Raw genomic sequence first — 15,195 nt, 5'->3', positions numbered from 1 at the left:
TAATCGGTAAATAGCTACAATCTGAAATTGGTATGCGTGATAAACAGCGAGTTGAACAGTGTAATATTCAACGCGCCGCCATGCACCATGGACTTTTGCGCCGCGCCATTGGCCTGGTTGGTCCACCAGTAACTGTTATGTGCATCGCTGTTAAAGCATAGCGCCAGCTCCGGCCAGCGCGAGTCGTTCTGGTCCAGCTTTTCAATCGGCGCAGTTTCATGGCCGCCGTTCAGGATATCCAGTATGTCACTGCTGCCATCGTCTTCTACCATTTGCGTAGAAGCGCGTGTCAGCATTTGCGTCAACGTGCCGCGAGCCCCCTGAATATTCTGCTCGAACTGGGTGGCCGAGCAACCATGCCCTACAGCAGCCAGCAGGCTGCGCCCCAGATGCTCGTAAAACCGCCCCGAACCCGACACCTGCTGCGCTTCGTACTGCGCTGCCGGCACATACAGAACGGCCAGCAATGGATAGGCACGCCCCACCCGGTCGCGGCTTGGCGCCAGACATCCCATCTGCACCATATCGCACCCCAGTGACGCGGGAATCAGGAAATTCCAGATGGGCGCGCTCAGGTATTCCTGCTCTGCCGACAGCAACACCGACTCATTCATGGCCACAAGACCCGAACTGAGCCAGCGGTGCCACCAGCCAATCACGCCCTGGTCGAGCCGACGATGCACAAAATCACCACTGGCGGGCATTTTGCCATACCAGCCCAGCGATTCGGATAGTTGGTCAATACTGATTTCGCCCATGTCTAGCCCTTCCCTGGACATCTGAAACTGCGCATATCGCTCAGGCGAAACGGGCTTTTGGCCGAATAGGCGGCGAACTCCAGGGTCACCCGACGACCACCGATATTGAAGGTGGCGACCGTCACTTCCGGCGAACGCCCCTGTCGCAGGCTGGCACGATCCAGCAGGCGGTTCAGCGCCCATGGACCTGATGCGGATATGCCTGAAGTGCCGATTTGCGGTTGCAGGCTGATACTGACCTGGTTACTGCCCTGTTTGCCAGGCCACTCCATGGTCGTCCCAACCTGCGGGCCATGGGCGTATGTCAACGTCTGCCCGTCCACTTCCACCACCATCTGTGTGATTTCCGGATCCATATCGATAGGACGAACCGCAACCTTGTACGACGGCTCCAGTTTTCCGGCAGCAAAATAGACATCACGGATGACCGCCGCTTTTTCAAAGGAATCCAAAAAGCCCGCGACGCCCCCCTTGTTGCCATCAATACCCGGCTTGAAGCGCCATTTACCGCCACTCATATCGACCAGACTGGCCAGGTTTTCGCGAAAAAACTGGTCCATCATCTGCTGGGGACCAAAAAAGCGCGCAAAGTCATTGGGCGCCACGTCCTTGGAAGAGTTGCCAAACGGATACCGCCCGGCAATCGAACGGCGACAGAAATTGCCAAGCACCGCATTCACATCTTCGCCCACCTTTTCCTGACGCACGCCGGCTACCTGGCGTGATGCGGTGACCGACAAATCTGTCAGCACGCCACCTACCGCCGGGGGCACCCGTCCCGCCTCGGCCTGCAGCTTGGTCAGGACATCTGCCGGGGGCAGCGGACTCTGGCTACGCAAAGCTGTATCGGCCGCGGTCAGATAGGTATACAGTTCATTGAGCAGCCCGGTCGTGCCCTCGATCGGTGGAGGTACGCCCTGGCCCGCGCTGCGGGCCAGTTCACGATACTGCACAAAATGGTTATCGACAATTTTTTCCAGCTTCTCCTCGGTCGCATCGCGGCGTATCGGATTGTCGATCCCGGTCGAGCCGAACATGGATTCGAGCGACTGGGTCGAGCCGGTCACCCGTTCCCGGGCCCGATCCAGCAGCGAGCGCTGATTCTCTTCATCCTCGCGCAGCAGTGTGGTCTCCAGGGCAACCCCTTTGACAAACTTGACCAGTGGTGAGTTGGACGAGGACAGGCTGCGGGCGATTTCTATGCTCTGCAGCATCGTCTGCGACTTGCGTACCGACACATCGGCCAGATAGTTGTCCCAGTACTGCACATAGTCGTCAAAGTATCTTTTTTTTACATCCTCGAACAGCTTGCGATTGCTGCCATCGGCAAAGCTGCCTGCCTTGACCTCCAGCACCCAGGTATCATCCTCGCGCAATTGCGTGGCAACATTCTCTACACTCTTGCTAAAGACGTTCCAGTAGCCATTATAGGTATACAGCCCGGGGATCCCCTCATTGAGGGGCTTGCCGCTTTTGCGAAAAAAAACCGTAGAGGCTTCGGCGCCGCCCAAAGTAATAAATGTGCTTTGTGTCAGGCTCTGGCCGGACAACAGGCGCAGCATGCGGCTGTACACCCGTTCGGCCAGCGCGTGACGATCAAGATTGCCGCGCACTCGCTCGATCAGCGCATCATTCTTGGGAAACGGCGAGGACATCACGCCGTTGTTGAACAGTCTGTTGATATGCAGTTTGAGTTGGTCATAATCCTGTGTGGTGTAGCCGGCCGGCAGAATTTTCTGCATATCGGACAGTACCCACGACTGCAAAAACGACGGATCATAATGCTCGGCATCGTACATCATCAGATAGGCTCGCAAGGCCTCGTATGAGTACTCCAGATCGTCGGGGGGTGCGTTTTCCAGCGCATTTTCAATCCGCCGTGACACTTGCGGCAACAGGACTTGCTTGATTGTCTCATCGTAAATACTGTTGGCCGCCGCAGCGATCTTGCTGCCCTGATACAGGCCGAAAGTATTCCAGACAGGCGGGCTCTCGACCGGAAAGTCTTTGCCATTGGGCAGCTCGGTCGTCGCGTTCATAAACGGTACCAGACCCAGCACATCGCCCGATTCGGTAATCTTGATATCCCTGCTCAGTTGATTATAGCCAGGCAGTTTATCTCCGACATGCTCCAGATAGTTCCGATTATTCCGGTAGCTGTTGAGCCACACCAACAGACAAATGGCAAGAATGGCAGTCAGCAGCACATAACCGCCCCACTGGATCGTGCGATAGCGGCGTTCCCATTTCAGGTTCAGGCCGGCCAGCATGGACTCGGGAAAGACCACGTCCTTGAGCAGATTATGCAGGAAGTAGCTTTTTCCCGTTTCCAGCGGAATGCCTGAGCCCTGGTCCCGGATGCCCTCGATCTTCAGATACTTCTTGAGCTGGCCCGTGACCCGATCGAACGTCTGGCCGCCCTGCGTACCACTGGTGAAATAAATACCCCGCGGAATCACCACCGATTCAAACTTGGAGCTGGAAAACACGTCGCTCAGGAAATGCCCCAATACCTGGCGCAAGCCGGCAAACTGTTGCGGCAGTAGATACGCCAGGGCGCGTCGCGTGTCATCCGGTTCCGCAGCCAGCACATCGGGCAGCGCTTCGTAAAGCCGTTTCTGCAGCAATTCGTACTCGGCATCATAGGCAGTCATCAGCTTGAAGTCTGGCTTTTGCGCCTGCTCATACGGAATCGTAAAGCCCCAGATCTGATCCAGCTCCTGTCGGCTGAAGGTTGCAAAATATTCTTCGAAGCCGGACAGCAAATCCGTTTTGGTTACCAGCACATATACTGGAAACTGAATGCCCAGTTCTTCGCGCAATTCCTGCAGACGACGGCGCAGCACGGCGGCGTGCGCCACCCGTTCCGTGTCGGTCGCACTCAGCAGATCGGCCACGCTCACCGTGAGCATCACGCCATTGATCGGCTGGCGTCCGCGATATTTGGTCAGCAGGTTCAGAAATCCCTTCCACTCCTGCTCATCACCCGTGGGGTCGCTTTCATGTGTGGTATAGCGGCCTGCCGTATCCAGCAACACGGCCTCGTCGGTAAACCACCAATCACAATTGCGGGTGCCGCCGATGCCTTTGAGCGCCACTTTGCCGAAGCGGTCCGCCAAGGGGAAATTCAGGCCCGAATTGACCAGCGCAGTGGTTTTTCCCGAACCCGGTGCGCCAATAAATACGTACCAGGGCAATTGATACAGATACTGCTTGGAAAAGCGCGCCAGCGGCGATTTATTCTCGCCGGCTTCAAAACGCGAATTGCGCAGCAGCGTAATGGCTTCGTCGAACCGCTCGGACAGGACCTTGATCTCGGCGCGCTCGGCTTCGGGCATCGCCTTGAGTTCAGCTTCGGGCCTGGGCTTGCGCAATTGCCCCAGCAGTTGCGCGTTAAGCCGCCCTTCACGCCACTTGCGCCAGATAATGCGCAACAGCCAGATGCCCCAAATGGTGCCGATCACCCAAAGACGCACCTTCTGGGAATCGAGCAAATACCAGTTATTGACCGACAGACTCGGGCCCACCGTCCAGATCAGAAACGATATGACCAGCAGTCCGAGAAAGACCCACAGGCCACGGCTGAACAGAAAACTGAAGAAGCGACTGATCATCGGTTCGCTCCCCGTTCGGGCATGGCAGACGGATCAGCCGGGGCAGACGAGCCCGGCGCAACAGGCGAAACAAGCAAGGTGATCTCCACGCGTCGATTACGCGCCCGGTTATCCGGCGAATCGTTCGGCGCCACCGGATCGGCCTCTCCGCGACCCTCCGCACGCACCCTGAGTTTATTGGTCAGGCGTTCATCCAGCAGCTTTTTGACGGCATCGGCGCGGGCCTGGGACAGTTCCCAGTTGGAGGGGTATTTAATGGTTTTGATCGGCACATTATCACTGTATCCGGTGACCAGAATATTGCCCTGAACGGAATTGAGCGCATCGGCCACGCGCGAGAGCACCGGCAGATATTGCGAGCGGATGGCATCGGCGCCCGATTCAAACAGACCGTCACCGCGCAGCACGATCACGCTGCGATCGGCTTCGTCACGCACGGTCAGCAAATTCTCGCGTATTTCAGGTGCAAGAAACGGCGCAATCCTGTCGGTTTTAACCGGCTCGCGCTGGACCTGCGGCGTGCTGATCTGCACAGTAGGCGGTTTAATTTTTATGACGTCCGCAAACAGTTTGTCCGAACGATCTCCCAGGCTCCACTGCAAGCCAAGAAACGACAGAAAGCCCAGCGCGGCGGCCAGCACAGCGAATACCCACAAGGGAATCGGCAGACGCCGCACCTTGTTTAAGATCGGCGCATCCTGCCAGTGCGGAGACAAGGCGGCGGCATATTGGCCACGCGCGTTGCGCAAGATAAGCAACAAGCGCTGGCGCAAGGTTTCCAGTTGCGAACGACCGTTGTCCACCACCCGATAGCGACCTTCAAAGCCCAGCACCAGGCAATAGTAAAGCAGTTCCAGCAAATCAATATGCTGCGCCGGGTTCTGCGACAGCTTGGCCAGCAACTGGAAGAACTTTTCGCCTCCCCAGGTCTCGTTATGGAAGGTAACCAGCAGGCTGTTGGCCGACCACATCCCGCCACCGCCCCAGGGCGTGAGCGCCGCCGCTTCATCCAGTGCCGTGCACAGGCAATAACGCGCGCCAAGAATCGTCTCGTTGCGTATGCCTGCATGCTGCGCGCGCAATTCAAACTGGCGCACTTCATCGACCAAGTGTTCGCGCAACTGGGCGGGCGACGGATGCGATCGGGTATTGCGAATTTGGGGAATCAGCACCAGCAGCGGATTGGCCGCGGCAACCAATGTATTGGAACCGCTAATGACATAGTCATCGGGCCGCAATTTGCCTGCATCGGGCACTGCGGTGGAGTTTGCCCAGGGACCAATCGGCGTCCCCGCGAAATTTTCTGCCATGTTTATCTATCCCGATCCTCTCTGACCGCCCAGAACTCAAGTGTCAGTCCCGGAAAGTCCCCGGCCAGATGCAGCGCCAGCGCGCCGGTGCGTTCCAGTTGCGTCCACATATCGCCGGTTTTTTCCAGAGAAAAATAAATATGCCCGGCACTGTACGGTAACTGACGCGGTACATTGGTGACGGGCTTGAGTGACACACCTGGCAACTGCAGATGCACCAGATCGCGGATACGTTCGACCGGCCCCAATTTGACCTGTGCCGGAAAGCGGGTTCGCGTGAGCTCGGCCGGCATATCGGCATGAACAGCAATAATAAATTCGGCAGACTGCAACAGGTGCGGATCGGTAATCTGCCCCACCCGTAGCCCCTGCCCTTTGTCGTGCAGCGGTATGCGAATGGCTTGCTCTTCCAGAATGGTCGTCAGCGCCCGGCGCAGCACTTGCATCAGCGGCTCAAAGCTCAGTCGCAAATTGTCATGCACATAAGCGGGGAACGTTTCCATTCGTTTTCCCGTACCGGTAAAGGTAGCCAGATCACTGGCCAGCATCAGAAAGTCGTGAAAGATGCGTTCCGGATGCAAGTTGCCAAGTGTGATCATATGCCATAAGGCGCCACGATAGCGATTGATGGTTTCCAGTATCAGGAACTCCGAGACTTCAGCAACGCCGCCGCGCCCCGGTTGATTCAGGCGCGCCGCCAGCAGTTCGCTACGGGCATTGAGCAGCCCGAAGAGTTCGCGGATAAAGCTGGTCAGGGCAAAACTCACACTGCTCGACAGAACCGGTGCGATATAGGTGAAGTCAAGAATCACCTTGTTGTCTGCGCTGCGTTCGGTAATCCAGGCCAGCGGCATGCCGATCCACTCGTCGCCAAAATCCGATTCCAGCATCAGTCGGAAACGCAACCGTCCGACCTGCACCACCGCCGTTCCAAGGGAAACCTCACAGGTATCGACAACTTCGTCTTCAATAACGCTATAGCGCGCCAGAGAGTCGGTCGTCTCTTCGAATACAACGTCCTCAGCGCCTTCGCGTACTCGCGGTATCGCCAGGTATACCCGTTTGTCCAGCGTGCCGGCTGGCACCTCAAGGGCAAATGGCGCCGACTCGGCATCAAAGCTAAATGGCGTGCCATCGGGAAACATGCCGGTGGCCTTTTTCAGCGCAACCTTGCCCAGCGCCAGAGCATCAATGTCTATATCCAGGTCCTGAAATCCCCAAAACACACTTGTGATACTTTCAATGCGTACCCGCAGGTTGTGTTCCAGAAATCGTTCGAACTGCTGAAAATGATGAGGGCGAAGAAACATCCCCTCCGACCAGACTACTTTATCTTTTATGCTCATAAAACAATCTGCAATTTAATTTATTTTGGTTCTGTTTTGTTGACGTTGACAGCGGCTCTCTGCACATCGATGCGAATACGCTTTTCGTCCGGAGAGAACTGCCAGAATTTGTAGAAATTGGTCGTCTCGGCTTCGGGCAGATCTACTACCAGGCGCCACTGACTGTTGTTCAGATCGCGGTACGAGGCAACAATGCCCAGCGCCTTGGCCTGGGTGCTTCCCGATGCCTTGATTTCTTCAGTACTGCCCGGCTTGATGATACGGGAATTGACTTCAAGCATCTGATCGCCAAGTACTGCGCGCGGGTCCTTCATAAGGGCAAAATAGTCTGCCGTATCAAAAGCATTGGTGGACTTCAGTTCATAGACCGTAACCTTAACCGGCGAAGGTTTGCCCGAGGCATTAGGGTTTACCTGACTATCAGCATTTAACTCTACGATATAAGGGACAGCCATTTTGGATTCAGTAGATGCGCATCCGGCCAGCACACCGGCGGCAATCAGGCCAACCGTCCCCAGCTTCATGATCTTGTTATAAATAAATGCCATTTGCCATGTCCTCATTCAAATAGTGTGCAAGTGCCTGACCATAACTGCATGACCGCCATAATGGCCGCCGTTAAGACGCATCTGCAAGGGCATTGTCTCCGCCTGGTCCTGTTTGCCAACGCCTGCACACCCGGCAAATTCGTCTATTTCAATTGTGTTTGTGACAGACCAAAACATCAAGCACAAAAACCTATACTCTTACTGAAATTAACTAACATGTAGTTAAATTAAACAGTATTTTTCCAAAGTTACCTATGTGTTACATAATTTACGTTTCTTAAGCACGACGCTGCCGAATTAACATGTTATTGTCATCTACAGGTATTAATATATTTAGTACGCAGTCCTGTTGCCCTAAACACTCCAATGAAGGACACTTCCTTCGCAGAAATGGCAGCACAGTGACTGATCGTGCATTTGTCTTGCGCCGTCATAAATCGGTATATTTCATTTGCATTAACAGGCTATGTCAAACAGCATTATTAAATATTTCTATTACACAAACATGTCTCAATTCAAAAAAATGAACGCTTCACGTGTATTTCTGCTGCCCGGTGTACTTGCTGCTGGTGTCCTCATGTCGGCCTGCTCCCTGTGGAGTAGTTCCGATTCAACTGCGCTGTCCTCGTCCGAAGAAGTACAAATTCGGCCGATACGTGAAAGTTTTATGGCAGGACAATACGACGCGGTCATTACACAAGTGACGAATACGCCAACACTGAACACCGGCTCGGTTGCGCTGCACACGAGTGCACTCAAGTACAAGGCATTCAGCGAGTGCCTGACCGAAGCCAAGCGCAGTTGTACCAGCACTTTTGAACAAATTCTGACACTGAATCCCAATTTCACATTGCTTCCCGCCGAGAAATCGCATCCCTCATGGGGCCCGGTTTTTGAGCGAGTACAGGCAGAGCATCAGCCCGGCAAAACAACAGGCCCGGGCACACCGGCCGGCGGCAGCATTACGCCCATCCGTCCTCTGACACAGTAGGTCGGCGCGGCACGACGGAGACGCCACAACCGTCTCCGGTCAAGGAGCAGAACCCATCATGAAACTGACCGTACAACATCTGCACAACGCCACTACGTTCACCTGTCAGTTGCAGCCGCCCGGCGGCACGATTGGCCGGGGCGAACAGAATGATCTGAACCTGCCCGATCCGTCGGGCGAGCTAAGCACCCTGCAGGCGATTGTCCGCATGCAGGAAGGCGGCGCCACAGGCACTGTACTCAATATGAGCAGCATGAGCCGCGTCGCTGTCAACGACACACCACTCGGACTGTCCCAAGAAGCCAGCGTAAACAACGGCGACCGAATTACCGTAGGTGATTATCTGATTGTTGTGGACGGACCAGTACCAGCAACATCCAGACCGGCTGCCATTGACGACGCCGTCCTGAGCGCGACCCCGTACGATACTGCAGCGTTTGTCGGCACGGCCGCGGCAGCGGGCGCGACGACAACAGCGCGCGCCTTCCAGGACCAAACGACGGCAACAGCCAACAATAACGAGCACCTGCCCACCTGGCATCCAGCCTATCAGGCTCCTGCCGAACACGCCGCTGACACAGCGCAGCAGGACCCCTATCCAGAAGAACATCCCCTTGGCACACCAATCAACAGGATGCCTCCGCCCGCTGCCGTACCCACCACCACGGTCGCGCCGCTAGGGGACCACACCACACTATCGCGCGCGTCGCCGGAAAATGCACAAGTGGTAGAGCCTGCCGATACAGGCAACACTCCTGCTGCCGCGCCGGTGCCCGAAGAAAACCCCGACGATATTTTCAAGGACCTGCTCAGCGGTCCCGGCGTGCTGCCCGTTGGCGGCACTGCGACTGATGAACGACATCCATTTGACATGGAATCGGCCACCAATCGTAATCACCATAATCCTGTCGAACTGCTCAGGCCGGAAGGCATGCATCATCCATCTATCGATGGCGACCCACTGGATGCATTGCCTAGCGACGGTGCGGATAAGGATCGCTACACCATCTTCAGCGACGACAGCCCGACTACCCTGAACAAAGATACCGCCCTGGACAGCCACAAGCAGGACAATATTCTGGACACGCTACAGCGCGCCGCGCATTCCGGATACAAAGACAAAGACCCGGACAAAAAATAAAGCGCAACGATACACCGCCTGGCAAGGCGGCCAATTGGCAGACGCGCAATGCCATGAGACTAATTCTCTTTAACAAAATGTCCGCTGCAATAGCGGGCATTTGTTTGATCGTAATTTCAACTGAATTGGTGCTCAGCTGTATTGATAGACAAACTCGCCGTCCTGCGCATCCAGGGACAACCGAGCGAGACTGCGGCCTTCAATGGTGCTCACAAGAATTTCCTGGCTCACTTTAGGCAATACCGTATTGGTCAGAATCGCATCCACCATCCGCCCGCCGGATTCCACTTCGGTACAGCGTCCAACGATCTGCGAGACTGCAGCGTCGGTAACCTCAAAATCAATATTGTGATTTTGCTGCAGACGCACCTTGATGCGATCCAGTTGCAGACGCACGATGCTACCCAGCATATCGTCCGATAGCGGCAGATACGGCACCACCACCAGACGACCCAGCAACGCAGCAGGAAACACACCCAGCAAAGGCTCACGCAAGGCGCCGGTCAGCCCTTCGGCATCGGGCATCAAATCAGGGTCCTTGCAAAGATCCACAATACGATCCGTACCTACATTGGAGGTCAGAATAATCACGGTATTTTTAAAGTCGATATAACGCCCTTCACCGTCTTCCATCCAGCCTTTGTCGAACACCTGAAAGAAAATTTCATGTACATCGGCGTGCGCCTTCTCGACTTCATCAAGCAGGACCACGCTATAGGGGCGTCGCCGCACGGCTTCGGTCAGCACACCGCCTTCGCCATAGCCAACATATCCGGGCGGTGCGCCCTTGAGCGCGGAAACGGTATGCGCTTCCTGGAACTCGCTCATATTAATGGAAATCAGATTCTGCTCGCCGCCATAAAGCGTTTCAGCAAGCGCCAGCGCCGTCTCTGTCTTGCCCACGCCACTGGGCCCGCAAAGCAGAAATACCCCTACCGGCTTGTTCGGATCGGTAAGTCGGGCACGAGAGGTCTGGATACGGCGAGTGATTGCATCCAGCCCATCACGCTGGCCAATCACGCGTTTTTCCAGAGAATCGGACAACTGTAATACCGAACTGGCCTCGTCCTTGACCATGCGGCCAACAGGGATACCTGTCCAGTCCGCCACCACAGCGGCGACCGCATTGGCATCGACCGACGGAAAAATCAGGGGCGCTTCACCCTGCTGGGCTTCCAATTGCTCCTGCACTTGCCGCAGCGCGGTCAGGGTCTCGTTACGCAGTTGCTCGCTGGTTTCCTCATCACGTAATATCTGGCGCAACTCAAACAACCTGGCTGCCAGTTCCTGCTCGGTCCGCCAGTTTTCTTCCAACTGAGTCAGTTTGTCACGTGCCACCGCCAAGTCGCTGTCAATATTGTCGATGCGCGCCTCGTTGCCGACGCCCACCTGCAATTCCCGCTGCGCAATATCGCGCTCGATCTGCAGATGCTCTATACGCCGCCGGCAATCCTCTACAGCCGGCGGCTGGGCATGCTGGCTGACCGCCACGCGGGCGCAGGCCGTATCAAGCAGTGCAACCGCCTTGTCGGGGAGCTGGCGTGCCGGAATATAGCGGTGCGACAGCCGCACTGCAGCATCGATCGCTTCGTCCAGAAGCAACACCTGATGATGCGATTCCAGCCTGCCGGCCAGACCGCGCAACATAATCAGCGCGCGGGCTTCAGCCGGTTCATGCACCTGCACCACCTGAAAGCGACGCGTGAGGGCGGGGTCCTTTTCGATGTACTTCTTATATTCAGCCCAGGTCGTGGCGCCGATCGTGCGTAACTGGCCGCGCGCCAGCGCGGGCTTGAGCAGATTGGCTGCGTCACCCGTACCTGCGGCACCGCCCGCGCCAATCAAGGTATGGATTTCATCTATAAACAATACAATCGGCTTTTCGCTGGCCTGCACTTCATCGATGACCTGGCGCAGGCGCGATTCAAATTCACCTTTCATGCTCGCGCCGGCAGACAACAGCCCGATATCCAGCAAATACAGGGACACCTCGCGCAACGACGGCGGCACATCGCCGCTAGCCAGCCGTAGCGCCAGCCCTTCGACCACAGCCGTTTTGCCGACACCGGCCTCGCCGGTAAGCAACGGGTTGTTCTGGCGACGCCGCATCAGGATATCGACAATCTGCCGAATTTCCTCATCGCGACCGGATACCGGGTCAATTTCATTGTTGCGCGCCCGGGCGGTCATGTCTACCGCATACTGTGCCAACGCAGACTTGCCGCTGGCCCCGGCAGCAGGCGCTGCTGCGCCACCCTCTGACAAGGCTGCGCTGTCCTGCTGTTCAACAGAATCCCTGACAATGGCCGGTAGATGATCGGCCAGCACATCCGGCGTGATTTTCTTGAATTCAGATGAGATACCGTAGAGCACATTGCGCAGCGAATGGGTCTTGAGGATGCCCAGAATCAGATGCGCACTGCGGATACGCGCTTCGCCATACTTGAGCGAACCATATACCCAGGCGCGCTCGGTTGCGTTATCCAAATGCTCTGACAGATCGGAAACGGACGAGGCGCCACGCGGCAGCTCGTCCAGGGTTGCGACAATGCCGCGCTCCAGCTGGTCGGAGTTCAGTTCAAAATAACGGATGATTTTCTGCAGATCACTGTCATGCTCATGCATGATCTGATGAAGCCAGTGCACCAGCTCCACATGCGGGTTCCCGCGAAGTTTACAGAATGCCGTGGCGCCTTCTAATGCGCGGTACAGCAGGGTGTCAAGTTTTCCAAATAGATCGCTGCGATTGATTTCAGACATAGTTGTTTGTTTTGCTTGCTGTCATTTGTGAATGGAAAAGCGTAGCCGAAAGATATGACCTGCCTGTGAAAATGATGTCCTGTATGTTACGTGTATCCGCAAAGGTTTTCGAACCCTAAAGTTTTGCCAAATGTAAGCGCGCCGATCCGGCCACCTCCCGGAGCCTGCCGCGGCACCAGCCGACTTTGCCCGCCATCACCCGCTAGGCTGTGGCCGACACAATCAGCATCATGGGACGCTCCAGTTCCTCTGCCAGTTGCGGCAACTGCCGAATCTGTTCGGCGGTGGGCGCAAACTCCTGCACCGCCTGAATGCGAAAGCCGGCAGCAATCAGCGCGTTCAATGTTGTGCCGATGGTCCTATGATATTTCAGTACGCCGGCGGCAAACCAGTTCGTGCGGCGCTCCCCTTCCCGGGCGTACCCGTTGACCGGCCAGATTTTGCGCCCCTGCTCGTCACTGATCCAGTGGGCGTCGGTGGCGGCCATGAAAATCGGATGCTCAATCGAGAAGACCAGATGTCCGCCCGGCTGCAGGCATTTATGGACCTCGCGGACAAGACGCTCAAAATCCTGCACATAGTGAAAGGTCAATGCGCTGTAGGCAAGATCGAAGCCGGCCTGGGCAAGCACCAGCGTATCCAGATCGGCGATCCGATATTCGATTGCGCAGTCTGCAGACTGCGCCCGGGCACGCTGAATCATGTTTCGCGACAGGTCCAGCCCCAGCACCGACTTTGCACCCTGCTGACGAAACCAACGGGCGGCCCAGCCGAAGCCACAGCCCAGATCAAGAACCCGTTTGCCGGTTGGGTCGGGCAACAGCGCCCGGATCGCAGGCCATTCCGGCGCGCCCTTCAGGCCCAGAACCTGTCGGGGCAATTGAATATAGCCGGCGAAAAAATCCGGATCATCGTAAATGTTCTGTGCCATTTATCTCTCAATGTATTGGAGCGTTGCGCTTATGCGCGATTGCCGCCCTGCCCTCAACAGGGTTGCTGCCGGCTTTCATCGGGCACCTGGTCTGCAGCAGTGGGCCGACCCCACGCCAGCGGTTGGAAGCAATAGCACAAGTGCAATAGAACGCTCGCAATAAAGCAATTGTATTAAAGCGGTTGTGTTAAAGCGGCGGCAATAGAGGTGGCGCGATCGTTCGGCGTGATTCTCATGCCAGCTTGCGCCAAGGCGGCATGCATCTTCTGGCCCTGCAGATACGGCTTTGTTTTCCGTATCTGATATCATCTGGGTTATTGCAACTGGTCGCCTTACGCAATATTAAGCTTTCGAGTACACTGGCGGCAACCGCCATGTCATTTCACCAAGATATCTTATACACCTTTTGACAGGTACCACAACCGCATGGATACACCTTCGGATCCTGTGACCCCAGCCAATACGCTGCCGCCAGACTTCTGGCAAAAGCTTGAAGCGGACCCCTATCGTTTCGGTCTGTATTATGTGCTGCGCTGGCTGGACGCACGCAGTGGCACTCGCAAGCCGCTGGGCCGCGATTCGTTGCCGTCGCGCGAACCGGTGCGACTGCGCCAGGAACCGTCCATGGCGTTTGCGCCATCGACCATTTGTGATGTCAATCGTGATAAAGATGGCCCGCCCGTTGTCTCCATTCTGAGTTATGGCCTATTCGGCCCCAACGGCCCACTACCCTTGCATCTGACCGAATACGTGCGCGAGCGGATCGTGCACCATCGGGACCACACCCTCTCGGCCTTTGCCGATATTTTTCATCATCGCCTGATTGCGCTTTTTTACCGGGCCTGGGCAGACGCGCAAAGCACGGTCAGCCTGGATCGTCCCGAAGAAAATTTCAGTCGTCATGTTGCCAGCCTGATCAACCAGGGACATGAATCGCTGAAGCAGCGTGATTCCATCATGGATCACGCCAAGTACTTTTTTGCCGGTCACCTGGTGCGCCAGACGCGCAATCCGGAAGGCATTATCCAGATACTGAAAACGTTCTTCAACATCAACGTCAGCCTAAAGGAGTTCGTACCGCAGTGGATCGAACTACATCCATCGCAGCAACTGGGTCTCAATGGCAGCATGGGGCTTGGTCAGGATACGATTTTGGGCAGCTCCGTACGCGATGCGCAGCATAAATTCCGCCTGTCGCTGGGTCCGCTAACCCGGTCCGAATTTGATCAATTCATGCCTGGCACGCGCAAGGCTAAACAGCTGACCCATTGGCTGCGGCATTATGTGGGGATCGAACTGAACTGGGATGCCGAGGTCGTACTCAAAAAAGAAGACATCAAGGGCATTCGTCTGGGCGAAGCTTCGCCGCTGGGACTGGGTACCTGGATGGGGTTGCGGCCCGAGGGCGCCGGCGACGCGCGCGATGTCGTCATTGACTACGAATTGCGCGAAAAGCTATAGATAGACGATTTACTACCTGCACAACCGCCAGGCATGGCGTGCCGGCTTGACTGCCGGACCATAGCGTTTGAACGCGCCACGTGTAGATCCAGGGGTCGGCGGTCGGAAACCGGCTCTGCGCATCAACGAGCCATCCGCCATACCGGCATGCGAGGCAGGTGCGCCTCAGGACAATTGCGACGCTGCCTGTCGGGCGATCGGATGACTGAGCAACCCGGCAATTGGGTAATCCTTAGGTTAACCCGGACAAAACACAAAAAAATACAAAACAATATTCATATCAAATCAAAACGTTAACCTCTATTTATAAGAGTTAACCCTTATATTCATCTGTT

The 15,195-nt window shown here is 56.0% G+C and carries 10 protein-coding genes; 3 read left to right on the top strand and 7 right to left on the bottom strand.

What is annotated here, in order from left to right; genetic code table 11:
• Positions 1-14: 14 nt before the first annotated feature.
• The 5 genes from tagF to tssJ are packed head-to-tail and all read right to left on the bottom strand — an operon-like array spanning position 15 to position 7,576.
• On the bottom strand, positions 15-758 hold the full coding sequence (gene tagF, locus EV681_RS04185) for a type VI secretion system-associated protein TagF (protein WP_128396065.1): 744 nt from the start codon (positions 756-758) through the stop codon (positions 15-17).
• Between the two features lie 2 nt (positions 759-760).
• Positions 761-4,372, bottom strand: coding sequence for a type VI secretion system membrane subunit TssM (gene tssM / locus EV681_RS04180; RefSeq protein WP_130303362.1), 3,612 nt, complete (start codon positions 4,370-4,372; stop codon positions 761-763).
• On the bottom strand, positions 4,369-5,682 hold the full coding sequence (locus EV681_RS04175; protein WP_128396063.1) for a DotU family type VI secretion system protein: 1,314 nt from the start codon (positions 5,680-5,682) through the stop codon (positions 4,369-4,371). Before EV681_RS04175 ends, tssM begins: the two co-directional genes overlap by 4 nt.
• 2 nt (positions 5,683-5,684) lie before the next feature.
• Entirely contained in the window at positions 5,685-7,028 is a 1,344-nt protein-coding gene (tssK, locus tag EV681_RS04170) for a type VI secretion system baseplate subunit TssK (RefSeq protein WP_128396062.1), read from the bottom strand.
• Between the two features lie 20 nt (positions 7,029-7,048).
• Complete coding sequence (gene tssJ / locus EV681_RS04165; protein ID WP_128396061.1) at positions 7,049-7,576, bottom strand: type VI secretion system lipoprotein TssJ; 528 nt, start codon at positions 7,574-7,576, stop codon at positions 7,049-7,051.
• A gap of 523 nt (positions 7,577-8,099) precedes the next feature.
• On the opposite strand from tssJ, the gene EV681_RS04160 reads away from it, so the two are divergent.
• A complete protein-coding gene (locus tag EV681_RS04160; RefSeq protein ID WP_128396060.1) occupies positions 8,100-8,567 on the top strand; it encodes a TssQ family T6SS-associated lipoprotein in 468 nt (155 codons plus the stop codon).
• Positions 8,568-8,625: 58 nt separating this feature from the next.
• The gene (locus EV681_RS04155; RefSeq protein ID WP_130303361.1) at positions 8,626-9,708 is read left to right on the top strand and encodes an FHA domain-containing protein; all 1,083 of its coding nucleotides are present in this window, start codon (positions 8,626-8,628) and stop codon (positions 9,706-9,708) included.
• Between the two features lie 132 nt (positions 9,709-9,840).
• Here EV681_RS04155 and tssH read toward each other — a convergent pair whose 3' ends face one another.
• Positions 9,841-12,468, bottom strand: coding sequence for a type VI secretion system ATPase TssH (tssH, locus tag EV681_RS04150; protein ID WP_130303360.1), 2,628 nt, complete (start codon positions 12,466-12,468; stop codon positions 9,841-9,843).
• 202 nt (positions 12,469-12,670) lie between these two features.
• The gene (locus EV681_RS04145; protein ID WP_130303359.1) at positions 12,671-13,399 is read right to left on the bottom strand and encodes a class I SAM-dependent methyltransferase; all 729 of its coding nucleotides are present in this window, start codon (positions 13,397-13,399) and stop codon (positions 12,671-12,673) included.
• Between the two features lie 426 nt (positions 13,400-13,825).
• Between EV681_RS04145 and tssG the strand changes: the two genes are divergently transcribed.
• A complete protein-coding gene (gene tssG / locus EV681_RS04140) occupies positions 13,826-14,860 on the top strand; it encodes a type VI secretion system baseplate subunit TssG (RefSeq protein ID WP_128396056.1) in 1,035 nt (344 codons plus the stop codon).
• Positions 14,861-15,195 lie beyond the last annotated feature (335 nt).

This window comes from Advenella incenata (assembly GCF_004217095.1).
Taxonomy (GTDB): domain Bacteria; phylum Pseudomonadota; class Gammaproteobacteria; order Burkholderiales; family Burkholderiaceae_B; genus Advenella; species Advenella incenata.
The sequence above is the reverse complement of the archived record's forward strand: the minus strand, read 5'-3'. Positions and strand labels throughout refer to the sequence as shown.

What these genes read in the sequence shown, in the direction of transcription:
- tagF (WP_128396065.1), bottom strand. Translation starts at nt 758, where the DNA reads ATGGGCGAAATCAGTATTGACCAACTATCCGAATCGCTGGGCTGGTAT.
- tssM (WP_130303362.1), bottom strand. Translation starts at nt 4,372, where the DNA reads ATGATCAGTCGCTTCTTCAGTTTTCTGTTCAGCCGTGGCCTGTGGGTC.
- EV681_RS04175 (WP_128396063.1), bottom strand. Translation starts at nt 5,682, where the DNA reads ATGGCAGAAAATTTCGCGGGGACGCCGATTGGTCCCTGGGCAAACTCC.
- tssK (WP_128396062.1), bottom strand. Translation starts at nt 7,028, where the DNA reads ATGAGCATAAAAGATAAAGTAGTCTGGTCGGAGGGGATGTTTCTTCGC.
- tssJ (WP_128396061.1), bottom strand. Translation starts at nt 7,576, where the DNA reads ATGGCATTTATTTATAACAAGATCATGAAGCTGGGGACGGTTGGCCTG.
- EV681_RS04160 (WP_128396060.1), top strand. Translation starts at nt 8,100, where the DNA reads ATGAACGCTTCACGTGTATTTCTGCTGCCCGGTGTACTTGCTGCTGGT.
- EV681_RS04155 (WP_130303361.1), top strand. Translation starts at nt 8,626, where the DNA reads ATGAAACTGACCGTACAACATCTGCACAACGCCACTACGTTCACCTGT.
- tssH (WP_130303360.1), bottom strand. Translation starts at nt 12,468, where the DNA reads ATGTCTGAAATCAATCGCAGCGATCTATTTGGAAAACTTGACACCCTG.
- EV681_RS04145 (WP_130303359.1), bottom strand. Translation starts at nt 13,399, where the DNA reads ATGGCACAGAACATTTACGATGATCCGGATTTTTTCGCCGGCTATATT.
- tssG (WP_128396056.1), top strand. Translation starts at nt 13,826, where the DNA reads ATGGATACACCTTCGGATCCTGTGACCCCAGCCAATACGCTGCCGCCA.